The 24,877-nt window shown below is 58.2% G+C and carries 17 protein-coding genes; 3 read left to right on the top strand and 14 right to left on the bottom strand.

Features of this window, described 5'->3' with window-relative positions:
* Positions 1 to 40: 40 nt before the first annotated feature.
* The 11 genes from accB to mrdA all read right to left on the bottom strand — a co-directional run bounded on the left by accB (position 41) and on the right by mrdA (position 15,114).
* A complete protein-coding gene (accB, locus tag ROO76_21800; protein MDT8070804.1) occupies positions 41 to 544 on the bottom strand; it encodes an acetyl-CoA carboxylase biotin carboxyl carrier protein in 504 nt (167 codons plus the stop codon).
* Positions 545 to 584: 40 nt separating this feature from the next.
* Entirely contained in the window at positions 585 to 1,658 is a 1,074-nt protein-coding gene (locus ROO76_21805; protein ID MDT8070805.1) for a Xaa-Pro peptidase family protein, read from the bottom strand.
* Positions 1,659 to 1,738: 80 nt separating this feature from the next.
* Complete coding sequence (gene pilQ, locus ROO76_21810) at positions 1,739 to 4,279, bottom strand: type IV pilus secretin PilQ (protein ID MDT8070806.1); 2,541 nt, start codon at positions 4,277 to 4,279, stop codon at positions 1,739 to 1,741.
* A 193-nt stretch (positions 4,280 to 4,472) separates the two neighbouring features.
* Positions 4,473 to 5,105 carry a hypothetical protein gene (locus tag ROO76_21815; protein ID MDT8070807.1) on the bottom strand — a complete coding sequence of 211 codons (633 nt, stop codon included), beginning with the start codon at positions 5,103 to 5,105 and terminating at the stop codon, positions 4,473 to 4,475.
* Positions 5,106 to 5,115: 10 nt separating this feature from the next.
* Positions 5,116 to 5,748: a type 4a pilus biogenesis protein PilO gene (gene pilO / locus ROO76_21820; GenBank protein MDT8070808.1), complete on the bottom strand. Its 633-nt coding sequence runs from the start codon at positions 5,746 to 5,748 to the stop codon at positions 5,116 to 5,118.
* Between the two features lie 11 nt (positions 5,749 to 5,759).
* Positions 5,760 to 6,350 carry a PilN domain-containing protein gene (locus ROO76_21825; protein MDT8070809.1) on the bottom strand — a complete coding sequence of 197 codons (591 nt, stop codon included), beginning with the start codon at positions 6,348 to 6,350 and terminating at the stop codon, positions 5,760 to 5,762.
* Positions 6,347 to 7,405, bottom strand: a complete 1,059-nt coding sequence (pilM, locus tag ROO76_21830; GenBank protein MDT8070810.1) for a type IV pilus assembly protein PilM — start codon at positions 7,403 to 7,405, stop codon at positions 6,347 to 6,349. Before pilM ends, ROO76_21825 begins: the two co-directional genes overlap by 4 nt.
* A 13-nt stretch (positions 7,406 to 7,418) precedes the next feature.
* A complete protein-coding gene (locus ROO76_21835; GenBank protein ID MDT8070811.1) occupies positions 7,419 to 7,646 on the bottom strand; it encodes a helix-turn-helix domain-containing protein in 228 nt (75 codons plus the stop codon).
* A gap of 634 nt (positions 7,647 to 8,280) precedes the next feature.
* Entirely contained in the window at positions 8,281 to 11,313 is a 3,033-nt protein-coding gene (locus tag ROO76_21840) for an Rne/Rng family ribonuclease (GenBank protein MDT8070812.1), read from the bottom strand.
* A 507-nt stretch (positions 11,314 to 11,820) separates the two neighbouring features.
* Positions 11,821 to 12,918 carry a rod shape-determining protein RodA gene (gene rodA, locus ROO76_21845; protein MDT8070813.1) on the bottom strand — a complete coding sequence of 366 codons (1,098 nt, stop codon included), beginning with the start codon at positions 12,916 to 12,918 and terminating at the stop codon, positions 11,821 to 11,823.
* Entirely contained in the window at positions 12,919 to 15,114 is a 2,196-nt protein-coding gene (mrdA, locus tag ROO76_21850; GenBank protein MDT8070814.1) for a penicillin-binding protein 2, read from the bottom strand. It lies immediately after the preceding gene.
* 188 nt (positions 15,115 to 15,302) lie between these two features.
* Here mrdA and ROO76_21855 point away from each other — a divergent pair, with 188 nt between their 5' ends.
* Positions 15,303 to 16,031 (top strand): sulfite exporter TauE/SafE family protein, encoded by a 729-nt coding sequence (locus ROO76_21855; GenBank protein ID MDT8070815.1) that lies wholly within the window; start codon positions 15,303 to 15,305, stop codon positions 16,029 to 16,031.
* A 34-nt stretch (positions 16,032 to 16,065) separates the two neighbouring features.
* Here the strand turns inward: ROO76_21855 and ROO76_21860 are convergent, their stop codons facing one another.
* Entirely contained in the window at positions 16,066 to 16,764 is a 699-nt protein-coding gene (locus ROO76_21860; protein ID MDT8070816.1) for a hypothetical protein, read from the bottom strand.
* A gap of 106 nt (positions 16,765 to 16,870) precedes the next feature.
* Positions 16,871 to 17,824 (bottom strand): ornithine cyclodeaminase family protein, encoded by a 954-nt coding sequence (locus ROO76_21865; protein MDT8070817.1) that lies wholly within the window; start codon positions 17,822 to 17,824, stop codon positions 16,871 to 16,873.
* A 190-nt stretch (positions 17,825 to 18,014) separates the two neighbouring features.
* On the opposite strand from ROO76_21865, the gene ROO76_21870 reads away from it, so the two are divergent.
* Positions 18,015 to 20,765 (top strand): M1 family aminopeptidase, encoded by a 2,751-nt coding sequence (locus ROO76_21870; GenBank protein MDT8070818.1) that lies wholly within the window; start codon positions 18,015 to 18,017, stop codon positions 20,763 to 20,765.
* 363 nt (positions 20,766 to 21,128) lie between these two features.
* Positions 21,129 to 23,195: a hypothetical protein gene (locus ROO76_21875; protein MDT8070819.1), complete on the top strand. Its 2,067-nt coding sequence runs from the start codon at positions 21,129 to 21,131 to the stop codon at positions 23,193 to 23,195.
* 102 nt (positions 23,196 to 23,297) lie between these two features.
* Here the strand turns inward: ROO76_21875 and ROO76_21880 are convergent, their stop codons facing one another.
* The gene (locus tag ROO76_21880; protein ID MDT8070820.1) at positions 23,298 to 24,863 is read right to left on the bottom strand and encodes a DHA2 family efflux MFS transporter permease subunit; all 1,566 of its coding nucleotides are present in this window, start codon (positions 24,861 to 24,863) and stop codon (positions 23,298 to 23,300) included.
* Positions 24,864 to 24,877: the final 14 nt, after the last annotated feature.

Genomic DNA, 24,877 nt, shown 5'->3' on the forward strand with positions numbered 1-24,877 from the left:
CCGCGGACCATTCCGCGGCTTTGCTGTTTTCCCTTGCCGTTTACTTCGGTCTTACCGCGAAGAGCGGCTGCCCATACTCAACTGGTTGTCCATTCGCGACCAGCGCTTTCACAACTTCGCCGGCGACATCCGACTCGATCTCGTTCATCAGCTTCATCGCTTCCACGATGCACAATACTTGACCGGCAGCAACGTGGTCGCCCGGCTTGACGAATGGCGGCGCACCCGGCGAAGGTGCCTCGTAGAACGTGCCCACGATCGGCGACTTGACGTGATGCAGTCCCTCTTCCTCGGCGGGCGTCGCCGGGGCAGAAGGACCAGGTGTCGCAACCGGGCTCGCCGCGGGTGCTGCCGGCGCTGCCATGGCAGCGACGGCTGGAGCCATAACTGGAGCGGCCATCATTGGCGCAACCGGTGCTTGGACGACTTGCACCTGCTGGCCGCGCTTGATCCGCATTTTGACGTCACCGCGTTCCAACTCGAACTCCGTAACGTCCTTCTCGATCAGGAATTCAACAAGTTCTTTGATTTCTTTTGAATTCATTTTGGGGGAATCGCCGCCGGAATACTCTCCTTGGGCGCCTTCAGATTTCGATCAGTTCTTTTCTGGCGGACGTCAGCAGATCGTAGCCGGTCTCGGTTATAGCAACTACGTCCTCGATGCGGATACCGCGCTTGCCCGCCTGGTAAATTCCCGGCTCAATGGTGATGACCATGCCGGGCCGCAGAATTTCCTTTTGCCCTTGGGCGACGCGTGGAAGCTCGTGAATCTCCAACCCCACCCCGTGCCCCGTTGAATGCGTAAAAAACTTGTCCAACTTCGCCTGTTTCAGGACGTCCCGGGCCGCCGAATCGACCTCGGTCAGTTTCGCACCCGGGAGACAGGCTGCGATGGCCGCCAACTGAGCGTCCAGCACCGCCCGGTACAGATCGCGCTCTTCCTGATCCGCCCGACCAACGTGCACAGTGCGGGTCATGTCCGAGCAATAACCATGCAGTATAACACCGTAGTCCAAGACCACGAATCCGTTAGCCGGGATAGGCGCCTCGCTCGCCACGCCGTGGGGCAGCGCCGACCTTGGACCAGCGGCGACGATGGTTTCGAAGGACATCGCCTGCGCTCCAGCTTTACGCGCCGCGAATTCAAGCTTCGCCGCAACCTCAACTTCCTTGCCACCAGGGCGGATCGCTTTCTGCGCGACCGGCAGGAGTTCACAACCCAGATCAATCGCCGCGCGGAGGAGTTCGATTTCGACCGGTTCCTTGATCATTCGCAGTTGTTCGACAATGCTGCGCGTCGAAGCCAGACGAACGCCCTTGGGCAACGCGTCTGCAACGGCCTCGGCCGCGGTGACGCTCAAATGATCAGCCTCGATGCCGAGATGGCCCCGTTTCATTCGGCCTGCCTGTTTAGCTGCGGCGGTAAGTGCGGGACTCTTGGTGATGACGACCTTTGCCCCAACCACCTCTTTGGCGGCCTGCTCGGCATAGCGTCCGTCGGTGAAGAAGAAGCTTCTCGATGACAGTAAGAGGACGCCCGCGCTACCGGTGAATCCGCAGAGATACCGAACATTCGGAAGATGGGTGACGAGCAGGGCGTCGCAGCGCGCCTTTTGCATCGCGAGCCTAAGCTGTGCAATGCGGCCAGAGTAATCCATGCTGTTGATTGTAAATGTCGCGAAAATAAAAACCGGAACTCTTTCGAGTTCCGGGTGCAAAGAGGAGATGCCTGGAGCCGTTATGTCTGAACGATCTTCGGAGTGATGAAGAAGATCAACTCCTGGGTTTTCGTGTTGACCGTTCTGTGCTTGAACAGATTGCCCAGCACCGGGATGTCGCCCAGGAGCGGAATTTGATCAGTCTGAACCGAGTTCTGGGTCTGAATGACGCCACCGATGATGACCGTGCCGCCGTCGGTGACCAGTACCTGCGTGGTCGCCTGTTGCGTTAACAGTGCAGGTTGGCCGCCAACCGCCAACGACTGATCGGGGGTCGTGTTCTCCACGTCCACCGCGAGGAAGATGGTGCCCTCAGCCGTGATCTGCGGGGTCACCGTCAACCGGAGGACGGCGTCGATGTAAGTCGTGGTGCTCGGGCCACCCAATTGCGCCTGCGTGACGACCGGGATCTTGAAGCCCTGCTTCACCACGGCGGTGACGTTGTTCTGCGTCACCACGCGAGGACGTGACAGGATCTTTGCAAGTCCCTTGCTCTCCGCCATGCTCAGAACGGCGTCGATACGGTAGTTGTTGGTTGCATTCGTGAAGCCGAGCGCGCTCGTGGGTTTCGCCACTCCCAGGTTTGAGAATAACGGAATGTTTCCCCCACCGCCTGGAGATTGAATGTACATCGGCGCGGTTGGAACGTTGTTCGTGATGGGGCTGTTGCTGCTGAGTATGCCGCCGGCGGCGCTGACGCCATTGCCCCATCCAAGGCCGAGTTGCATACCGATGTCGCGCGCGAAGTTGCGGGTCGCCGCGACCACTCGGGCTTCAATCTCGACTTCCTGGGTCTTACGATCCAACTGGGCAAGCAAGCGATCGATCTGCGGGATCACGCTCGGAATGTCCGAGATGATCAGTGCGTTGGTGCGGTCGTCGGCGATCACTTCACCGCGGGCCGAGAGGAACTTCTTGATGGTCGGAACGACGTCCTTGGAATGCGCGTAGCTGAGGAACCGTGTGACCGTCTCCTTATCAACGGCCAGGGCTTCGGCTTCCGCCTGTGCGCGACGTGCTTCCGCTTCACGACGCATGGTGTCGATGGTCGCAATTCGCAGCACATTTCCCTGCAACTGGCGGTCAAGACCATTGTTCTTGAGAACGATATCGAGCGCCTGGTCCCATGGCACGTCATCAAGCACCAGGGTCAGGCTCCCGTGAACGTTGGGATCCAGAACGACGTTCAATCCGCTGATGTCGTGAATGAGGCGGAAGAAGTCTTTCAGATCGACATCCTTCAAGTTCACTGAAATCGGCTCGCCGGTGTAGCGCGGGCCAGCAGGCTTTTTCGCCATCGCTTGTTCTTGCTTCTGCTCAAGGGCCAGATTGACGGCCGGTTTCGGACCCAGAGCGGCACTCGCAGCCGGCATAGGGCTCTCATCGGCGTGGTTTGCTTTTGCGATCGTGGACGCCGCGTCAGCAGCGCGCACACTCGGATCGGGCTCCGGGCTGGTCGCAGGAGCTGTCGGCTCGCTCGCTTTCGCTTCAACGAAAACCGCAGGCTGCGCCTGAGCGGCAACTGCAGGTTTCACTTCAGCGGCGTTGGCCGGCATCGGGTTCGCTGCAACAACTTTCGCGGCTGGTGCCGGAGTACTGGAAACCGGCATGGCATACGCGGGGGTCGAATTATTCGCAACCGCCTGCATCACGGCGGGTTTCGCCGGAGCCGGGTCAGGCTGCTTCACGTTCTCGGGCTTGGCCGGAGCCGGTTGATTAGCGGTTGCGGCGCCGTGGAACTTCACGGTCAACATGCCGTTGCCGGGAACGAGGTCGAATTCCTGGGCGGACTTCATGTCGAGCACAACACGCGTGACTGGCGGATCATTCTGGAACTGTCCGACGCGGATGTCCTTCAACTCCGGCGAGTTCACCAGGATGTTTCTTGTGTGAACCGCTGGAATGGAATTCTCAAAGTCGAGGACGACGCGGTCGGGATTGGTGAGCGTCATCGCCTTGGCCGAAGTCGCGCCATGAATCTGAACTTCCAGTCCCGAAGCGCCATGCGTTACGGCGATCTTGCGAATGCTGGCCATGTCTTCAGGTACGTTGGATGTAGCCGGTTTCGCGGCGGTCGGCTTAGCAGCCGGTGCGACGGCGGCGCGTTCAACCTTCGGAGCAACAGGCGCGGGTTTCGCAGGCGCTACCGCGGCTGCGACCGGAGTTTCTCCTTTCCCGCTGACACGGAGCATTAATCCACCCTTGGTCTCCGTGACCTGGACGTCATTCGCGTCCGCCAGCGCAATCTCGAGTCGCGTGACCTCGGTGCCGCTCGCTCCCTTATAGCTGAGAACGCGGTACGACTTCACACCGGGAAGATTCAGGTCCTGCTCCTTGTCCTGAAGTTTCCCAGGCGAGATGCCCGTCATGTCCACCAGCAATAAGTTGTCGGCGGGACGGTACTCGTTGTGCGTAAAGGAGCCATTCGCATGCACAGTGACAATTGTCGAATTGCCCTTGGCCGCCGTGCTCACGTTCATCAATTGCGAACTGGCTGCCACCGTGACCGTGCACAGAATCGCCACCAGCGCGAATACACCCAGCAGTTGCTTTAGCCTCATCGTTGTTCTCCTCACGGCGGGAGCCCCGCCCCACACCGTGTGCGATCTCGCGCCCTATGCGTCGAATCGCCTTGAAGAAATCCTTCCCGGCCCTGTTGCGCCTACCACAACCGAAACCGGTGAACCGCACCTGGGTACTGCGTTAGAACTCTTTAATGCGATATTGCCAGCAACACATATCCGCCAACATCCATTAAGCGGCGGGATTGTTAACCTTCTTGACTACCTCGCGCTGAACCGTCTTTCCCAGGCGGTCCGTCACGCTTTCACGGAAAACGATCGAGTCCGGTGTGATCTTCACGACGACGCCGTTATAGACAGGATCGTTTTCCCGCAGGAAATAAGTCTTGTTCGCGGTGCTGGAAACCACAGCAATGGATTCGTCCTGAGAACGGACGACGCCGCGCAGCATAATCTGGTCCGGCATCAGGCACTTCTTGCCCGGGCCCGTGCAGGAGATATTCCCGGTGCGCATCTGGATGATGCTCACGAAAGGATCGCGTCCGCGCTTTACTTCGGGGGCAATGTTGTCCGCGGTTTCCGAGTTGCCAGCAGTTGGCTTCTCTTCCTTCTTTGTCTGCGACGGAACCGCTTTCCTGGTCACGTGATAAGCCTTGGCCGCGTGTTTCGTCGTCCTTTGCGCCCTGGCCGCCACGTGCTCGGGCCTACTCGCCGGCATCGTCGGCTTAGCTGCCGCAGCAGCCGGTTTCGCGGGTGCAGTGGCTTTCTTCACCTGCGCTGCCACCGCATTCTTCGTCGCAGGCGCCTGCGCGAATGCAACACCCGCCAGCATCGTGACTATTAGAAGACTCTTCGTAAGCTTCATTCGCAGTCCCCTATCGCTTCTTCTTCGCGCCCTTCGCCGGTGGCGGAGTGCTCGCATGACTGTAGAAAGTAGTCGCAACACAACTGGCGACTACGCTTTCGTTCGGTTCGTAGTGATACGTCTTTTTCACTCCCGCGCCGCTCGGTTTGGTTACCGAAGCCATCTTCAGGTCGGAGATGTTGATGATGCGTTCCATCTTGCCCACCCGCCGGAAGAAATCGAGCACCGCGTAATACGGGCCGTCGATATCGATGGCGAACGGCGCCTGCGAGTAATACTCCTTCGTCTCGACCGGCTTGGCCTCGTAACGACGGATCTCGATATTCGACTGGGAAGCTTCGGCCTGAAGCACCTTGATGAAGCCCTCGACTTCCTTCTCTTCCGGAACGATGCGCTTCTGCAGTTCCAACTGCTGCTTCAGTCCGTCGATTGCGGCGTTCAACTCGGCCAATTTGCCCTGGTATGGCTGTAACTGGGCAATTTCCGCGCGCTTGCTCGCCAGGCTCTTGGCGGCGTCTTCATTGCTGTCGGCAATGCTCTTATATCCGCCGGGCACGAAATAAAGCACCACGGTCAGGCATAAGGCGACCACAATCATGACTGCCGCCTGTCCCTTCCACGACATTTCACTCCACTTGGCCATAACCGTCCCCGCTATGCTTTCTTGTTCTGACGCTCACAGACCAGCGTGAAACTGAACGTCTGAATGCCCTTCGAAATCTCTTCCTGGATCGACTGCTTCATCTCTACCGTCTTGAACTGGCCTGTCTTCTTCAGGTTCTCCATCAGGTTCGCCAGGGAGACATTGCTCAGCGCGATGCCTTCGATCGTCACGCTCGGCCCGTCATCGTGCATTGTGCTGAGCCAGACTGCGTCGCTGTCGCTTACCGAGGTGCTGATCGCGTTCAACAGCACCACCGGACCCGACTGGTTGGCACGAAGCTGGTCAATGACATCAAACCGCGCCTTCAGCGCCTCGTGCTGCTTCTGCTTTTCGAGGTAAGCCGTCTTCACGGCAGACAGCGTTTTGATCTGCGCGTCCGCTGACTGCAAATCCGCCTGAAGCTTGTCGTGCGTTGCATTGAGCGAATGGTAGTAGAAGTAGTTCCCGGCCGCAGCCAACACGCCCACCACCAGCAGGACGATCAGCGGCGAGGGGCCTTCGCTTGGCAACGCTACCGGAACCGCGCCGCCACGCTTGCCCTTCTTCTGTCTTGGTGTACCCAGCAGGTTGATCCGGATCATAGGTCTTCAAAACTCCTCAGGGCCAATCCCACGGCAACGGCCAACTGCGCCGCGTTCTGTTCCACCAGATCGGCTCCCGGCCCCACCGGAGGCTCGATTTTCTGGAAAGGATTCAGCACTTCCACCGGCAGCGAGAACTCCTGCCGCAAGGCTTCAATCAGGCCCGGCACCTTCGACGACCCACCGGCAAGATAGATCCGCTCGATGTGCTCGCCCGCGGCGGTGGCGCGGAAGAAGTCGAACGTCTTCTGGATCTCCAGCACGATGATTTCGGTCACCTGCTGCAAAATCGGCAGCTTGGCGTCTTCGCTGACCGTGCCGACCTTGTGCCCCAGTTTCAGCGACTCGGCGTCGTCGAAGCTCAGGTCCAGTTCCTTCTGCAGGGAGTCCGTGTACTGGTGTCCGCCCACGCTGACATCGCGTGTGAACAAAGGGGTCGAACCCTTGACGATGTTGATATTCATCACGCTCGCGCCCAGGTTCAGCAGCGCGACCGTCGAATTCGGCGCTGGCTCGTAGTTGTAGTCGTAACAGTTCTGGAGAGCGAAGGCGTCGATGTCCACAACCGCCGGAGCCTTGCCCGCCAGCGAGAGAACGTTCGTGTAATTCAGGATCTTGTCTTTCTTGACGGCCACGAGCAGAACGTCCATCTGGGGGCCCATCGACTCTTCGTTCAGGATCTGGAAATCGATGTTTACGTCGGCGATGTCGAACGGAATGTACTGCGCCGCTTCCTGCTGGATCACGTCTCCCAGCTCGCCGTCGCTCATAGCCGGCATCTTCACGTTCGGCTTCACGATGACCGAATGACCGCTCACTGAGGTTGCAACCGCCTTCGCCTTGATGTTGTGCTCCGTGAACAGCTTCGTGATCGCACTCGCGACGCTGCCACTGTCGACGATCATGGAGTCGACCACGATGTCGGACGCCAGCGGCTCCATGCCCATGTTCGTGACCGTGATTCCACCACGGCCTTTCTTCAATTCCACCAGCTTGATGCTGCTGGAACCTATATCCAAGCCGACGATCGTCTTTGATCCACCCAATCCAAACATTTGCGCTCCGCCTTTACCGTGCCGCCCCTGCGGCCTTGGGTCTCTTCTTGGCCTTCCCCTCACCCAGCGTGCTCTTCTGCTCCATCCAGGTGTCCAGGATGGTCTTCTTGAATTTCCAGCGATTGCCAAGCTTGAATGCCGGGATCTTTTCCTCGTACACGTATTTGTAAAGCGTGTCCGGACTGATCCCCAGGTACTCGGAAGCCTGGCGAATATTCATGACTTCAGGCGAATCGGCCATAACGTTTCTCAGCCCTTTCCACAGAAGTAGTGGCCGACCATGGGGTCCCAACGGCGTCGGTCAGACCACCTGCGGGCTCAAGACCCGCTCAAGGGGGGAAGTTGTGTAGCGAATGCAGGCTGACTATCCGGCATCAACTCCGGTTGTGTCAACGGAAACTTCGGGTGTTTTCCGGGTTTTATGCCAGTTTTTGCCGTAACTTTGGGTGTTGTACTACCGTAACTCTGCAAGTTGTAGTGGAACTAAGAGGAACTTACCACAACGGATAGTGGTAGTAATGCAGACGGTTCGTGTTTGGGGCTTCAGGGTAGCGAAGGTAGTGGACCTTTGGTCCTATTCCGAGTTTTCTAGGTATTGTCTGGCAGTTTCTTACCTTTTAACCAGGCTAATGTGCCGAAATGATTCGGGTCATCGCATCTCTGGCCTCGTCCTTCCGGCCCTTGTACCGGTGCGGCCACCAGAGTACGAGTCCTCGTGGTAACCTATTTATTATGAATGGGATAGTCTGTCCGTTGCAACTTAAGTACCACCCAAAACCGAAGGTAACTTCCCGAAAATTGCAACGGCCGGGACTTGAATCCCGGCCGTCATAGAGTTCAACTTTTCACCAGCGCCGGTCCCTGATACCCGGTAACTAGAAGTTGATATCGAACTGCTCCTGGTGCAACTGCGCATCGCTCTTCACCAGCACCGGACGTCCGACCAACTCCTCCAGTTCCTGGATGCGTTTGCCGTTCGCAGTCTTCAGTTCCTTGGCGACCTCGGGGTTCACACGCAGAATGACGTCGTCCTTTTCGACCTGCTTTCGGACTTTCTTCATCTCTACGAAGATCTCGTTTGCCACCGTGATCGGCGACTTCACGAAGCCGGTCGCGGTGCAGTACGGGCACGGCGTTCCAAGGGTGCGCTCAAGGGACTGCTTGACCCGCTTGCGTGTGATCGCCACCAGGCCGAAGTCGTTGAACTGCAGGACCTTCGACGGGGCGCGGTCGTACTTCAGCTCTTCTTCAAGCGTCTGCATGACCCTCTGGCGGTTCTTGCGCTCGTCCATGTCGATGAAGTCGATGACGATGATGCCACCGAGATCGCGCAAACGGATTTGCCGCACGATTTCCTTGATGGCGTCGCAATTGGTCTTCACGATCGTGTCTTCCAGGCGTGCCGTCTTTCCGACGTACTTGCCCGTGTTGATATCGATTGCGACCAGCGCCTCGGTCTGGTTAATAACGATGTAGCCGCCGGATTTCAGCCATACCTTCGACTTCAGGCTCTTGTTGATCTCGTCCTGGATGCCGAACTGTTCGTAGAGTGGAGTCGACTTCGAATAGAGCTTAATGCGCTTCAGCAGGCCCGGCTGGAACCGGCTGGCAAAGCGCACCACGCGCTCGTACTCTTCCTGGGTGTCCACCCATATCTGCGAGAAATCGCTGGTGACCTGGTCGCGTAGCACGCGCTCGACCAGGTTGAGGTCGTGATAGATAAGCGACGGGGATTTGCTGTTTTCGGCCCGCGTGCGTATCTCCGACCAGAGGTGCTTCAGGAAACGGATATCCGCGCGGAGTTCTTCTTCTCGCACCGCGGCAGCCGCAGTCCGAACGATGAATCCGCCGTGGCCGTTCTCGCGCTCGCTGGCAACGATGCGCTTCAGGCGCTGGCGTTCCTCGTCGGAGTTGATCTTTCGGGAGACGCCGATGTGGTTCACGGTAGGCATGTAAACCAGGAACCGGCCGGGGAGCGCGATGTGACTCGTGATGCGCGCGCCCTTTTTGCCGATCGGCTCCTTGGCGATCTGGATGAGAACTTCCTGCCCTTCCTTCAGCAGGTCGCTGATGGCCGGTGCAGGACGGAACTCGCGCCGCGGACGCATTCCGCCGCGCCGGAATCCACGCCGCCCTCTGCCTCGATCTCCGCCACGGCGCTCGTAACCGGGACGCTCGGTGCGCTCGGACCGTTGCTGATAGCCGGCCGTTCCCGCCGGGGCCCGCAGTCCGGCGTGTCCCTCTTCGGGATTCTCCTGTTCGTCTTCCGCGACGAGCATCTCCGATTCTTCGAACTCGTCCCCCTCGGATGCCTCGCCGTCGCCATTGAACTCGTACTCTTCTTCTTCGAGAAGGGCTTCTTCGTCGCTTTCTCGCACAGCATCGCCCAGGACTTCGGCGCCATTTACGCGACCGCCTTGCGCATCGAGAGTCTCCTCTTCAATCTCGTTCGGGTGATAGTGGTCGAATTCCTCTTCGTAGGTCCCGATCTCTGCTTCATCTTCGTCGATCTCTTCGTGTTCGACGTTATCGCCCTCGATCACGTAGCTGCCGGCTTCCTGATCGGGCTCATGTCGGGTTTCAGTTTCAACGATGGACTCCTCGCGAGCTTCGTCGGGAGTCTCGCTGGAAGCCGCCTCGGTCGGCTGTTCCTGTTCGGCGAACTTGTCGCGCCAATCGCCGGAGGGCACTTCTGCCGAAGTCGTCTCGTGCTCATGTCGCATGGGAGTCTCGTCGGAGAAGCGATGGGTGTCCTCGTGCTGAGGGGTATCTTCTTCAACCGCATCGCCGCCGAAAACGGCAGCGACGTTCATGCTCTCGAACCGCTCTTCCTCGTCCCGCTCTTCCTCTCGCACCTGACGGGACAGTTCAAGCGTGCCAGATTCGCGCTCGGCTTCCATTATGCGAGCGGTCTCCGGTCCTGCTGTCTCCTCGATATTCGCCTCGACGGTATTCGCAGGCTGCGCGTCAGTGGATGCAAGGAATTCGTTTACTTCTGACGCTTGTGTCCCGGAGGCATCTTCGGCCGCGGGCCGCGGGGGCCGCGGGTCTCGATACTTCGAGATCGATTCGCCCGGAAGGACGATGGGCTGGTAATCCGCGGGAAGCGCGTAGGGCTCTTCTTCGCGGCGCTCGCGACGCTCGAAGCGGTCCCGACGTCCTCCACGACGACCGAACCGTCCGCCGCGATCTCCCCGCTCATAACGAGAGTCGCGTTCCGGACGCTCTTCGCTCGGCTGAGACTCCGCAGGGGCTTCGGTTCCGCCACCCTGGTAGCGAGCGATTGATTCGCCGGGCAGCAGTATCCGCTCGTAAGTCGCTTCCGGAGCAGGAACCGGTGCTGGCGGTGTGACATCCCGTTCCACGGATTCTTCTTGTTGTTCTGGTCCTGGCTCCGCCTCCGAGGCCTCGACGGTCTCGTTGCCATTGCTTTCGCCGTTGCGGCTTCGCTCGCGTCCGCCGCGGCGCCCGCGACGGCGACGCCGTCCGCGCCACTTGCGCGACCCGCTCTCATCCTGCTGCCCGCCTTCGGCAGCCTCGGCGCTCTCTTCGTCGCCTTCGTCCTCGGCCTCGACAAGCTCTTCTACTTCGGCTTCCGCTGACAGTTGCGGTCCAAGCTTATTGGGATCGATCAGGTGAGGCTGAAGCTGAACCTGCCCAAGTTCCTCGTCTTCTTCCTCGAGTTCGAGGAAGTCGGAGACGTACAGGAAGGCATCACGCTCCAGGCCAATATCCACGAATGCGGATTGCATTCCCGGCAGCACGCGCGTTACCCGACCTTTGTAGATGGACCCTGCGAGGGTGTACTCGTTTTCCCGCTCGAAATACACTTCGGCGAGCTGATCGTCTTCCACCAACGCCACCTTGGTTTCGTGTGGCGTACTGGAAACGTACAGTTCCTTATTCATTTGTTCTTTCTCCGGCGCCCGCGACCTGTGATGAACCCGCGCAGGGGTCAGGCAGATAACACGGGCAAATGCCGACTGGGTGGGAGAAGAGTGGTCAGTTTTGAAGCTCGGTGGACCGTTCTAACTGCAGAACGGCGCATGCACACGGAATTTCTCGTGTGCCTTTGACATCGCAATGTCGGGAATCTTTTGCACCGGTTTTTCGGGCTGCTGCTCGGAGTTTGTGACCGCTCTCTCACCGCCGGGTGATGGGGCCGTTACCTGCTCCGGGCTCAGCGCGCTTCTTCAATTCTGTCCGGCCCTATCCCTTTCGGCCGGCGTGCTCTCTTTCGCGAGAGCGATCGTAATCTTGTTTCCCCTAGGGACCGGTGCACGTCACACTCGTAATCACCAGGCCCGATTCTTCAAGCTTGCTGGGTGAGCGCCCTCGGCGCATCTTCACCCTGTTGCAGCAACCCTATCACATTTCTCCGTCAAGGGGAGCTTGTCCGGAGTGGAAATCGGTTGCTAGTTCACGAACCTGCGCATCCTGACGTTCATCACAATTCCCAGGGCCAGGAACATGAACAGTATCGACGAGCCGCCGTAACTCATCAGCGGCAAAGGAATTCCGGTAACGGGCATGAATCCTACCACCATTCCCACGTTCACCAGAACATGGAATGTGAGTACCGCCACGACACCCATCACCACGAACGTGCCGGCGCGATCCGGTGCCGTCTGGGCATTATGGATCAGACGCATCAGCACTAGGAAGTATAACAGTAACACCACGGTAGCGCCCACGAACCCGTGCTCCTCCGACCATGCCGCCATGATGAAGTCGGTGTGGGTCACCGGCAGGAACTGCCCCTGCGTTTGGGTACCCTTGGCGGTTCCCTTCCCCCAAAGTCCCCCAGAACCGACAGCCACGAGCGATTGGATGACCTGGTAGCCGGAGCCTTTCGCATCTGCCTCTGGCTCAACGAACGCGGTCAGGCGGTCCCTCTGGTAGGGCTTCAGGAAGTGAATGGCAATCGGCATCATGATGCCCGCAACCAGGACCATCACGAGCACATGTTTCATCTTCATGCCACCGAGGAACAGGGCCATTACGGCGATCGGTAAATAGGTCAGCGATGTTCCAAGGTCAGGCTGTTTCAACACCATGAGCATCGGGACGGCGACAATGGCTCCGGCCTTGACCAGTTCTCTGAACGGCAGTTCACGGTCGTGGTATTCGGCGAAGTATTTCGCCATCGTCAGGATTAGAACGAGTTTGACCCATTCCGATGGCTGAAAATGCCATCCCCCCGGCATTGCGATCCAGCGCTTTGCGCCCAGGTACCGCCGGCCAAACACAAGCACGGCCAGCAAAGAAACGATCGATAGCCCATACATCCAGTGAACGTTTTCGAGGAGCGTCTGGTAGTTCACCAGGCTGATCAGGAACATCAGGATCACGCCGCCAATGATCCAGTAGATCTGCTTAACCTGCAGGTCGGCGTTGTCGAACTTCGTGTTGCGAGTCGCCGAGTAAATCTCGACGATGCCGAGCGCACAGATGAGGAGAACGAAGACCAGCAGCACCCAGTCAAAATCGCGGAAACGTACGTACCGTGCCATTTAGCGCTCCGGCTCCGATGGTTTGGGCGGCGTTGGCGCCTCTGATTTCTTCGGCGTAGGAGCCTCACCTACTTTGGAGGCAGCGCCTGGCTGATTTGCAGGTTTCGGCTTTGCGGCATCCTGCTCTGTTTTCGTGGCTGTGGACGTTTCACCCGCCGGCTTGTTCTGCTCGGCCAGCTTCGGCTTCTTCTGTTCTTGACCTGCTGGAACGTTCTCCATCCCGGGTGCAGCCTGCGCCGCCGGTTTCGGCTTCTCATCCAGTGCTACCTGGAACTTGCCGGAATTCAACTTGTCCTGGTTGCCATCTGTCCAGATGCCGTTCACTTCGGCAGTGGGCTTGGCCTGCGCTGAGTTCCCTCCAGCGTTTGTTTGCGCCACGTTCTGCTGCCCTTGTGGTTGCTCCAGTTTGCGCTGCTTCTCTACGTAGGCCTTGATGACTTGCGTCGCGACACGCGCGGCCAGGTAGCCGTGTTCGCCGCCCTCGGTAAGCACCGCCACGATTATGTTCGGATCACGTCTTGGCGTGAAGCCAACGAACCAGCCGTTGTCCTTGAACTCGGCTTTGTTGGCGATCTTCGCCTTCATTGCGTTCGAAATCGTCTGCGCCGAACCCGTCTTGCCCGCGATATCAATCCCGGGGATATGTGCCGAAGGAGCGGTGCCTTCGGGCAACAGCACCCGGCTCATGGCGTCGGTGATGACGTTCCAGCCGTTCGGATCGATGGAGACGTTCTTGATGTCGTTGTAGTGATTCGCCTCGATGTAGCGCTGCGGAAGATCGGTCGGATTTGCGACGTGCGGCACTACCATCCGTCCATCCATGGCAATCGCTGCGATCGCGCGCATCAACTGGACCGGTGTCGTCGCAACCGCACCCTGCCCGATGCCCACCGAAATCGTCTCGCCCGCGAACCACTTCTGCTTGAAGTTCTTGATCTTCCACTCTTCGCTGGGCATCACACCGCTGGCTTCGTTCGGAAGATCGATCCCCGTCTTATGCCCGAGCCCCAGCATGGTCGCATACTTCGCAATGCGATCGATTCCCAGCTTTTCAGCGAGCGTGTAGAAGAAAACGTCACAGGACTGGTAGATCGCCTTGGTGAGATCGACCTCACCATGTCCGCCTTTTACCCAGCAAGCGAAACGTCTCCCGTAGAACACCGCGCCGCCGCTGCAGTGTACGTGCATGTCCTGCGCAACCCCCTCCTGCCAACCCGCAACTGACATGATGATCTTGAAGACGGAACCCGGCGCAAGTTGGGCCTGGATCGCCTTATTCAGCAGCGGCTTGTTGGGATCGTTGACCAGCTGACTCCATTCCTTGCTCGAAATCCTCACCGCGAAATCGTTAGGGTCGAAGGTTGGCCGGCTGACCATCGCGAGTATCTCGCCGGTTTTCGGGTCCATCGCTACGATGGCGCCGTTCTTGTCACCCAGCGCCTCCTCCGCAGCGATCTGGATATCGAGGTCGATCGTCAGCTTCAGCGATTTGCCCGGTATCGCCGGCTTCTCGCTCAACTCGCCGACTTCTTTTCCCCGGCTGTTCACCAGTACGCGCCGCGAGCCGTTCTGTCCCATCAAGATGTCGTTGTATTCGGCCTCGACACCCGAAATTCCGACGATATCGCCCGGGTTGTAGACCTCGAATCGCGGCGAGTTCAGCATGTCATCGCTGACTTCGCCGACGTAACCGATGAGGTGGGCCATGAAGCCGTTCTTCGGATAAAGACGCCGATGAACGGTGATGGTGTCGAGCTCGGGGTACTCGTTGCGGTGCGCTTCGATGAAAGCGAGTTCATCCGGTGTGATGTCGGACTTCAGGAAAATCGGCTCGTAGCCCGGTTTCCAGGCCATGCGCTTAATGCGCAGCCGAAGTTCGGCAGGATCAAGATGAAGCCCCGCGGCAATAGCGTCGAGATTGGCTTCGGGGATTTTTCCCTGGTTGCGCAACAGGATCGCGGAGAATGAAGGATAGTTGTCGACGATAATGCGTCCTTCGCGGTCAAGGAGTTTGCCGCGAGGAGCAAGAATGGGAACTTCCTTGATGCGGTTCTGCTGCGCCAACTCTTCGTAGCGCTTGTTCGCCATGATCTGCAAGCGCCAGAAACCGAACAACAACAGCAGAAACAGCGCCAGTATCCCGTACTGGATCGCCGTTAACCGAATCGGTGAGACCTTATCTTCGCGTACGAACACCGAGCATGCCTGCTATTTCATCCTGAGCGAAGCCGCGGCCGTCTCGCGGCGAAATCGACGGAGCTTATACATCTATTGATCTTCTGCTTCTTTCGAAGCGCTGGATATTGAGCGATCATCTTAATTCTATCCCGAGTTGCGGGAAGCAATCTGACGCGTTGGTACGCTGAACCAAAGAAGATCACCTTTTGCCTGATATCGTTCACATCCTGGCAATCGCCGGTGTCGCGCTGGTGGCCTCGACCCTGGCCGCTGTCTCCGGTTTTGGCGGAGCCGCCGTGCTGCTACCTATCCTGGTGGCCACTTTCGGAATGCGAGAAGCCATCCCGATCCTGACGGTCGCCCAGTTGATCGGCAATGCCAGCCGCGTCTGGTTCAACCGCCGGGAACTCGACTGGCAGGTGGTCGGCTGGTTTGCGGTCGGCGGAATTCCCCTGGCACTGATCGGGGGCATACTCTTCGCCCGGGCACCGATACCGTTGCTCAGCCGCCTGCTCGGGCTCTTCCTTATATTAGTGGTCATCTGGCGGCACGTTCGGCCGCAGACCACCACAAAGCCGCCCGTTTGGAGCTTCTCCTTAATCGGTGCCGGCGCCAGTTTCCTCTCCGCGCTGCTGGGAAGTGTCGGCCCCGTCATGGCGCCATTCTTCCTGGCCTACGGCCTGGTCAAAAACGCGTACATTGGCACCGAAGCCATGTCGACGGTGGTAATGCACGTCTTCAAACTGATCGCCTACCACGAGTCATCGATTCTTCCCGCACACGCCGTCCTCGCGGGACTCAGCATTGGCCCGGTGATGATCCTGGGCTCGTATCTCGGCAAGCGGATCGTGGCCCGCCTGCCCGAAAAAGTCTTCGTCTGGATTATTGAAGCGACACTGTTGATCGCGGGAGTGGGATTCCTCTGGAAGGGTTAAACGATACAGAAGGAGGGATTATGCTCTTCACGATTCAACTGCCAGACTGCGGTTCTTGATCTGACGCCGAATTGCCGGTGTCGATCTCTTCCAAAAGTACCAGTAAATCTCTCGGGAGATAAATATCCCCGTCGTCGTGTACCAGCATCGTTCCAATACTCTTTTCAGGCCTGCGTAACAACTTGAGGTCGCGAACGAATCGTGCGGAATCGTACGTCGTATTGCCTGCATCAGTCTCAAACGTGGTGAAAACTTCCGGAACAATCGGCATATTGTACTTTGGATTTGTTCGGTCCGCTGTCGCCCTCATTTTCTCCATCATCTTCCGACTGAGTCCCATTGCCGCGCTCTGACGCGAATCCGGCGTCGAGAACTTGATTGAACCGAAGCCGACAATCCAACCTGAGATCCTGACCGAGCGCTTCTTCCATGAAATCGTATCCGCCACTACAGAAAGCAAAGAACCCAACTTCGCTTTCTTGTCTACTCTCCGTGCGACCACTACATGTCCCTTGATCTTTGCGCCTTTAGGAACAACTTCGCCGTTCAATAGAAATGCCTGGGCAACCCTGAGAGCGACCGGGTCTCCTGGCTTCGCGTGCGAAGCTCGGATCGAATGATCGACAAAAGCCACGAAGGTCGTGCCGTTGTGCAATTGTGGACTGGAGTACTGGGCGAAAGTTAAGCAAGCGCCAAATACGAGGACAACACAGGCAACGATAGGAGAGCGCATGGGGAAGAACTCTCCGCGGTAGGAATTTACGCCAGAACTTTAGCGCAGGCGTTCACGTTTTCAAGTAAATGTCGCGACAGAGATGTAGATAGTTCGCTAAGGATTTCTATGCCACCGAATCATCGTTCGAGTACAGCGCCCAAGCGCTCGCCAGGTCCTGCACCACATGCCCGAGCGACTTGTAAATCGTGATCTCGTCGGCCGACCGTCTCCCTTCGACTCTTCCTGCGAGGACTTCGCCGATTTCGCCGGCGATGTGATCGTCTCCGATCAGTCCTGCGGCTTTGGCACGAAGGAATTCGGCGCCCTGCGCGAGCACGCCTTCACGGCTGTCGACGATGAAGCGCGACCGCACGACGAGATCGTGGTCGATCTCCGCGGGACCGGCGTAGCTCGAGCCAACTACATTCACGTGCGTTCCCGGCCGGACCCATGCACCTTTCAGGATCGGCTCCGGCGCGGACGTTACAGTACAAATAATGTCCGCCTCCGCGACCGCGTCGCGCACGTCGGCAGCCGCTCTGGCGGGAACTCGCAGCTCTGCTTGCATGCTCTCGGCGAAGGCTCGCGCACGCTCGGCTGATCGTCCCCAGACAGTAATCGTTTCGATCTTTCGAACTTTGCTGATTGCGCGCGCGTGCGTTTGCGCCTGTTCACCATAGCCGAGCAGCGCCATTCGGCGCGCGTCCTTGCGTGCCAGCACATCCGTCGCGACTGCGCTCGCAGCTGCGGTGCGAATCGCGGTGATTTCCCCGGCGTGAACAATGCAGACCGGCGCGCCGCTCTCGGGATCGAACAGGACGACCACTCCCTGGTGAGACTGGATTCCTTTCGAAAAATTTCCGTGAAACACGCTGATCAGCTTTGCGCCGAACGGAGCATGTGCTCCCATCGCGCCGGGCATGACTCCGAATAAGCGCCCTTCCGACAACGACATAATGGAGCGCAGCAGCTGCTTTGTCTCGCCGCACGAAAACGCGATCATCGCATCGCGAACGATTGGAATGCAGACTTCGTAAGTCAAACGTCTCGCTACCTCATCGCGGTCTACAAAACGCATGAGCCTCTCCTGATGCCGAATCGCCTCGCCCATGCCACTTTTGGGCCGGGTTCATTCACCAAAGGTTCTCGAATCCTACACTTGGTCACGATGAAAATCGCTGACATTCGCCGACCTTCGCACTAGAATCGGGTCCTTTCATTCCTTCAACAATCGAGCGGTTCCCCGAAACCTCTCGAGGGAGACGAGTGTGCATCTCTGCCTCGAAGACCGCCGCCAGAAACGCGTCCTGTTACATCCCGGGCTAAAACTGAGTTCCTTCCTCATTTTCCTGCTGAGCGCCACATGGTTGCATGCGGCTACGATTTCCGGAACCGTGAAGGATCCCAAGGGCGCCGTAATCGTCGGTGCGAAAGTTGAAATCAGCGGCGGGGACCTGGCGCAACCGATTCTGCTCACCACGGACGCCGTAGGGCATTTCGTCTCCCCAGACCTGAAGCCCGGGAAGTACACGGTTCGCGTCACTCAACCGGGCTTCGAACCTCGTGAGGAAGCAGTTGATGCAAACGCGGCGTCAGAACTTCACCTGACGTTAGCGATCGCCACGAAGGAAACAAAGCTCTCCATCACGGGCGCTCCGGGTACATACGCGAATTCGGATCCGGTATACCGCAAGTTGCGCGAGATCGGACTGGGACAGAGCTTCCAGGTGAAGAACTTCAACCTCAACGTGGATGCCGGCAGTTTCCATTTAGAACAGGGTACTCTGACTTTCCTGGCGCCTGTGAACGGGATCTCCACCGGCGCAGTGTTCGTCGGCGAAGGGCACTTCACGCTGAAACCGGTGACGATTCTCGACACACATGAACTCAACCGCCGGATCGGCGCCGACCAACTCGATGAAGATTTTACCGACGTCGTCATCCGCTTTACCGGCGACGCTCATCGCAGCTTGCTGGCCGGCATCGGGGACCCCGTGCCCACACCGGCCGAGGCGACTGCGGTCTTCCAGCATTGGGAGGAGAAGGTGCGGCATCGCCGCGAGATACCACTCGGATTCACCGAATCCCTGCTGACCGACGAGACAATGGACAATGTCGACGCCGATGTTCTGGCCGCGATCTATAACCCTGCCCACCCGATGTTCTTCAATGCGTACATTCACGGCAAGAAACACAAAGACCTGCGCTTCTTCCTGAGAATGCGCGTAGGCGCCTTGCCGCAATTGGATTCACCCGAAGAAGTGGCGCTGATCAATTGCGACACAGACGGCATGAACGATGGCGTGTGGTACCTCGCGCACACGAAATCGGAATACCTGAACGGCACGGCCAGTTCCAGCGAGGACCGGCGGTTGTTCGCCACCCATCGCTACAAAATCGAGACTGTCATTGCCAAGAACCAGCATCTGTTCAGCACCGCCACGATCTGGTTCGAACCGCTCGTGCAAGGCGAGCGCGTGGTCAAATTCGGCTTGCTGCCGAACCTCCGCGTGTCTCAGGTCCTCGACGATAAGGGACAGAACCTCAACTTCATCCAGGAAGGACGGAAAGAAGATGGCTCTTTTTACGTCGTCCTTCCGGCAGCTCCACCGATGGGGCAGGAGACGTCGATCACGATCGAGTATGCGGGCGACAAGGTCATTGAAAATGCCGGCGGCGGTTCCTACTACGTTCAAGCGAGAAGCTCCTGGTATCCCAACCTCAATGGCTTTGGCGAACGCGCGACCTACGACCTCACCTTTAAGGTGCCGCGCAAATTCAAATTGATCAGCGTCGGAGACCTGAAGCAGGAATCCGTCGAGCAGGACGTCGCGGTGACGCATTGGGTCACACCCATGCCGGTAGCCGTGGCCGGATTCAACTACGGCGACTACCAGAAATTGGAGTTGGACAGCGGCAAGGACGACAAGACCAGTTACAAGATCAGCGGCTACTATCTGACCGAGTTGCCCGGTTCACTCGCGAACTACAGCATCTTGAAAACGATGGCTCCCCGCAGCATGACCGAATTCGCGATGCAGCAGACGCGCGCGCAACTGCAGATCTGCAGCCTGTATTTTGGCAAGAGCCCTTACGATTCCATCAACATTACCGAGCAGCCAAACTTCAACTTCGGACAGTCGTGGCCCTACCTCGTCTATCTTCCCATCTCCGCGTACACCGACTCCACGCAGCGATGGATGCTGTTCGGAAACATCAACAACAAGTTCACCGGCTTCGTCGATGAAGTCACCCCACACGAAGTTTCTCACCAGTGGTGGGGACATGAGGTGGGCTGGGCCTCTTATCACGACCAGTGGCTCTCCGAAGGATTTGCCGAATTCTCCGCCGGGCTGTTTACAGAAATCGCGTACGGAAATAACCACAAGGAGTATCTGCAATTCTGGGATCGCCTGCGACATCGCACTCTCGAGAAGAACAAATTCGGAGTCGCGCCGAACGACGCTGGACCGATTTGGATGGGGTTACGCCTGATTTCGCCGAAAAGCGAGGAAGCGTATCAGGATGTCATCTACTCCAAGGGCGCGTACGTATTGCAAATGCTTCGATCCATTATGTACACCCCCGGAGACAAGCTCTTCATCGACACGATGCATGATTTCGTCCAAACCTATCAGGGCCGTGCGGCGAGCACCGAAGACTTTGAAAAGATCGTGGAGCGCCACATGACGAAAGCGATGGACCTGCAAGGGAGCGGAAAGATGGACTGGTTCTTCCGTGAGTGGGTGTACGGGACGGAGGTTCCGAAATATCAGTTCGAGTACCAGTTGACTCCGGCGGACGGCGGCAAAGTGAAGCTGTCGATGAAGATCACGCAAAGCGAAGTCGATCCTAATTTCGCCATGCTGGTTCCGGTGTTTGCAGATTTCGGCAAAGGCATGATGCGTATCGGACAGGTCGCCGTCGTCGGCAACTCCACGCGCACAGGAGAGACACTGCTCCCAATGCAACCAAAGAAGGTTGCACTCAATGTGGAACGGGACATCCTGGAGCGTTGATCACCGGACAATTGGACTGGGTTCAACCCTGATTCCGTTTCGAAATAATTCATAACTGGGTCCAACCGACCCAGTTTTTCTTTTTGTCACCTTTGTTAGTGATTCACCTCACATACTCGCGGGTTACCGATGTTGCAAAGTATCGCAACTCTTAAACGGTGGCGATCTTTGCCGCCATTCGCCGCTTCCTGAACCCACTTCGTCGCACACGAGAATGGCAGTGTGCCGACATGGTTCCGTGACGTAGAAAAGCACCTCGATTTTCAACCTCGCGGTTCTTGTCGAGCGGGTGGATGATCATGGAACATCCGAGACCCGCATACACACTGGCCTCCTCTGTGAACTTCAGAACGGAGGATAGAAGTGAAAGCGAAGGATCAAAGACTTGTCACGGCAACCGTGCTGGCAGGATTGGCATTGTTGCTCTCCCCCATCCTTGTTCCTGGCGGAGCGAGCACGGCGTGGGCTGAATCGAGAAACAGGACGTCGACGCTCGTTGTGAGCCCGACATCCTTGTCATTCAGCTATCAGCAAGGCGGAGCATTGCCGACCGCCCAATCTCTTTCAATCAGCACCGGAAACCGGCATCAGAGTTTTTCGGTTTCTATCTCAGGCGGGACATGGCTCTCCGCTGGTCCTGCAAGCGGCACCACGCCGGGAACCGTAACGGTTTCGGCCAAGCCCGGAAGTCTTGCCGCCGGCACGTATAGCGGCGCAGTGACTATCTCCTCCGGTGGGCGGTCGGCGACGGTTCCCGTGAAACTGACGATTACAACCTCGTCATCTGGTGGTGGTGGCGGCGGCGGCACCGGCACCGGCAGTTATGCCCTGCTCGCCTGGAGCGAGTTAGGCATGCATTGCATGGACGGCAAGGACTATTCCGTGTTTTCCGTGCTTCCACCCTACAACACGATTTATGCCAAGCTGCTTACCAAGGGCAGCCAGCCCGTCCCGGTGACATCCGGCATAACAATCACGTACGCGGCAATGGCCGACAGCACCGGATCTATCAATACAACTTCGTACGGTACGAGCACGGTCGCGCAGAAAACGAACTTCTGGACGTTTGTCCGGTTGCTTTTCCTCGGCCAGCCTCTCCCCGACGTCGGACTGCACAACTACCCGGTGCAGAGCCTCACCCCGCAGCAGATGACTTACGACAGCACGAAGGGACTTTGGAAAGCCGAAGGCATTCCCACCGCTCCTTACGACGACAAGGGAGCCAGCAAGCCGTACCCGATGGCGCAGATCGTAGCGAAGAACTCGTCGGGACAGGTCATCGCAACCGCTGCCATCGTTCTCGCCGTGAGCGACGAGATGAGTTGCAAGAACTGCCACTCATCCGGAACCAACAGCGCTGCAATGCCTTCCGGCGGATGGATCACGCAGTATTCCGCCGCGCAAAACGTAAAGCTCAACATCCTAAAGAAGCATGACGACGACCATCCAATCCCAGCCGCAGTGCTTTCGGCCGTGCAGTCGAAGGGATACAACTACCAGGCAAGTCTCTACCAGACGGCGTTAGCCGGAGGCGCGCTCGATAATCCGGTACTGTGCGCATCCTGTCACGTGTCGAACGCACTGAACGCCGCCGGCATGGACACCGGCGTGAAAGACAGTTCCGGCAAGTCGCTGGTTCCGCCTCTTACGCAATCCATGCATACGTTGCACTCGAGCGTCACGCTCCCGGGCAGCACGACGACGCTCGACAACGCAACCGACCCTGCGAACAGCTGCTACCAGTGCCACCCGGGCGCGACTACCAAGTGCCAGCGCGGCGCCATGAGCGGCGTCGCGTGTTACAGCTGCCACGGCAATCTCAGCCGCGTCGGCGTTGCCACCCGCCAGGGATGGCTTGACGAACCGAATTGCCAGATGTGCCACCAGAACGCGACGACGTACTCGACCGCGTTCACTTCCACCAACATTGGTCCGAGCGGGACGCAGCGCACCAGTTCCGACCAGACCTTCGCGACCAACTCTAACGTTCCGTCCAGCGGCTTCAGCCTCTACCGCTTCAGCCAGGGGCACGGATCAACCGAGTGCTCGGCGTGTCACGGATCGCAACACTCCGAATACCCCACGAATCAGGCCAATGACAACGTCTACAGCACGAACCTGCAAGGCTATGCCGGGCGGATTACCGAGTGCGCTACCTGCCATGGCACCAGCCTGGCAACCACCAATAACGGCGGACCGCACGGGATGCACACCGTCGGACAGTCATGGGTGAGCAGTCACCCGCAGTATGCGCAGGGCGGCGGATACACGGCATGCGCTTACTGTCACGGCTCCACTTACCAGGGAAGCTCGCGCTCAACGCTGCTCACCACTAAGACATTCAACGTGGATGACGGAAGGACGAAGACGCTGAGTTCGGGTCACCAGGTCAGTTGCTACGACTGCCACAACGGACCGACCGGCGGATAACCCCTACTGGAGGTCAACGCACGCAAGGCTCTCGGTTAACTTGCTGCCGAGAGCCTTGCGTCTTCAACTGGAAACTGAGAACCGAGGACTGGTACCTGCGTCTCAGTGCATTGCCGCGCCCCCGCCGCCCTTATGCCGAGGTTTGCGCATCAGGAACACCAGCGGGATCATGCAGAAGAAAATAATGCCCAGCAGGCGGAAGGACTTAATGAAGGCGAGCATGGCCGCCTCGCGTTCCATCATGCCGAAAATCGCGGCATAGGCCTGCTGCGTTGCCGTATACACGTCCGCCCCGCCCTTCATCATTGTCGCCCGCAACCCCGCTATCGCTGAAGTAGCCGCGGTATTGTATGGCGTAATGTTCCCACTCAAGACATTGAGATCGCTGCGCGTGGAGCGAGCGTAAATCGTTGTTACCGAGGCAATGCCGATGCTGGCGCCGATATTTCGCATCAAGTTGAAGAGGCTGGTCGCGTTGCCCATCTTCTCGACCGGCACCGCGTCATTCGTGACTGTGGTGAGCGGAACGAAGAGCAGGCCCATCGCGGTTCCCTGCAGAATCTGCGGCCAGAAGATGTCCCAGTACCCGGCGTTCAGGTCCAAGCCGCCAAGCAGGATGAGGCTGTACCCCGCTGCGATCAGGCCAATGATCAATAACTTTCGTGGCTCGATCTTCCCCATGAGAATGCCGACTATCGGCATGAACAGGAACGAACCGAGACCGCGTGGCAGCATGGCATACCCCGACTGCAGCGCCGGATATCCCATGATCGTCTGCAGCCAGATCGGCAGCAGCACCGTGCTTCCGTAGAGCACGAACCCGAGAATGGTCATCATGAAAACGCCGGTCGCATAGGTTCGATTTCGGAAAACACCGAGATCGACAATCGGATGTTTCGTCATCAACTCGCGAATAGTAAAGGCGACTAGACCAAAAATCGCGAGAACACATAGGGTGCGAATGAAATCCGAGCTGAACCAATCTTCCGTCTGGCCTTTGTCGAGCAAAACCTGCAACGATCCGATGCCGATGACCAGGAAGCCCATCCCGATGTAGTCGATATACGCCGATTTCCTGCCGATATAGGGCGGGTCCCAGACGAACAGCTTGGCCATGATGGTGGCCATGATTCCGACCGGCAGGTTGATGTAAAAGACCCAGCGCCAGCTGTAAGTATCGGTGATCCAGCCGCCCAGCACCGGGCCGAGCATTGGAGCAACCACGATGCCGAGCGCCCAGAACGCCATGGCTTTGCCGCGCTTCTCCGGCGGAAAAGCTTCCAGCATGATGGCCTGCGACAATGGCTGGAGGCCGCCACCAGTCGCGCCCTGGATGACACGGAATATTATGAGAGTGGCAAGATTCGGAGCCAGTCCGCAGGCGACCGAGGCCATCGTAAACCCCGCCACCGACATCAGCAGGATGCGCTTGCGCCCAAACTGATTCGCCAGCCAGCCCGTCATTGGGAGGACGATGGCGTTCGAGACTAGGTACGAAGTCAGAACCCAGGTGGTCTCGTCCACCGTCGCCGAGAGGCTGCCCGCGATGTGCGGCAGCGACACGTTTACAACGGTCGTATCGAGCACTTCCATGAACGTGCCCAGCATCACCGCTACGGCGACGATCCATGGATTGATTTCGGGCGGATTAGAACGATTCTCCGGCATTACTGCGAATTCCC

This window comes from Terriglobia bacterium (assembly GCA_032252755.1).
Lineage (GTDB): Bacteria > Acidobacteriota > Terriglobia > Terriglobales > Acidobacteriaceae > JAVUPY01.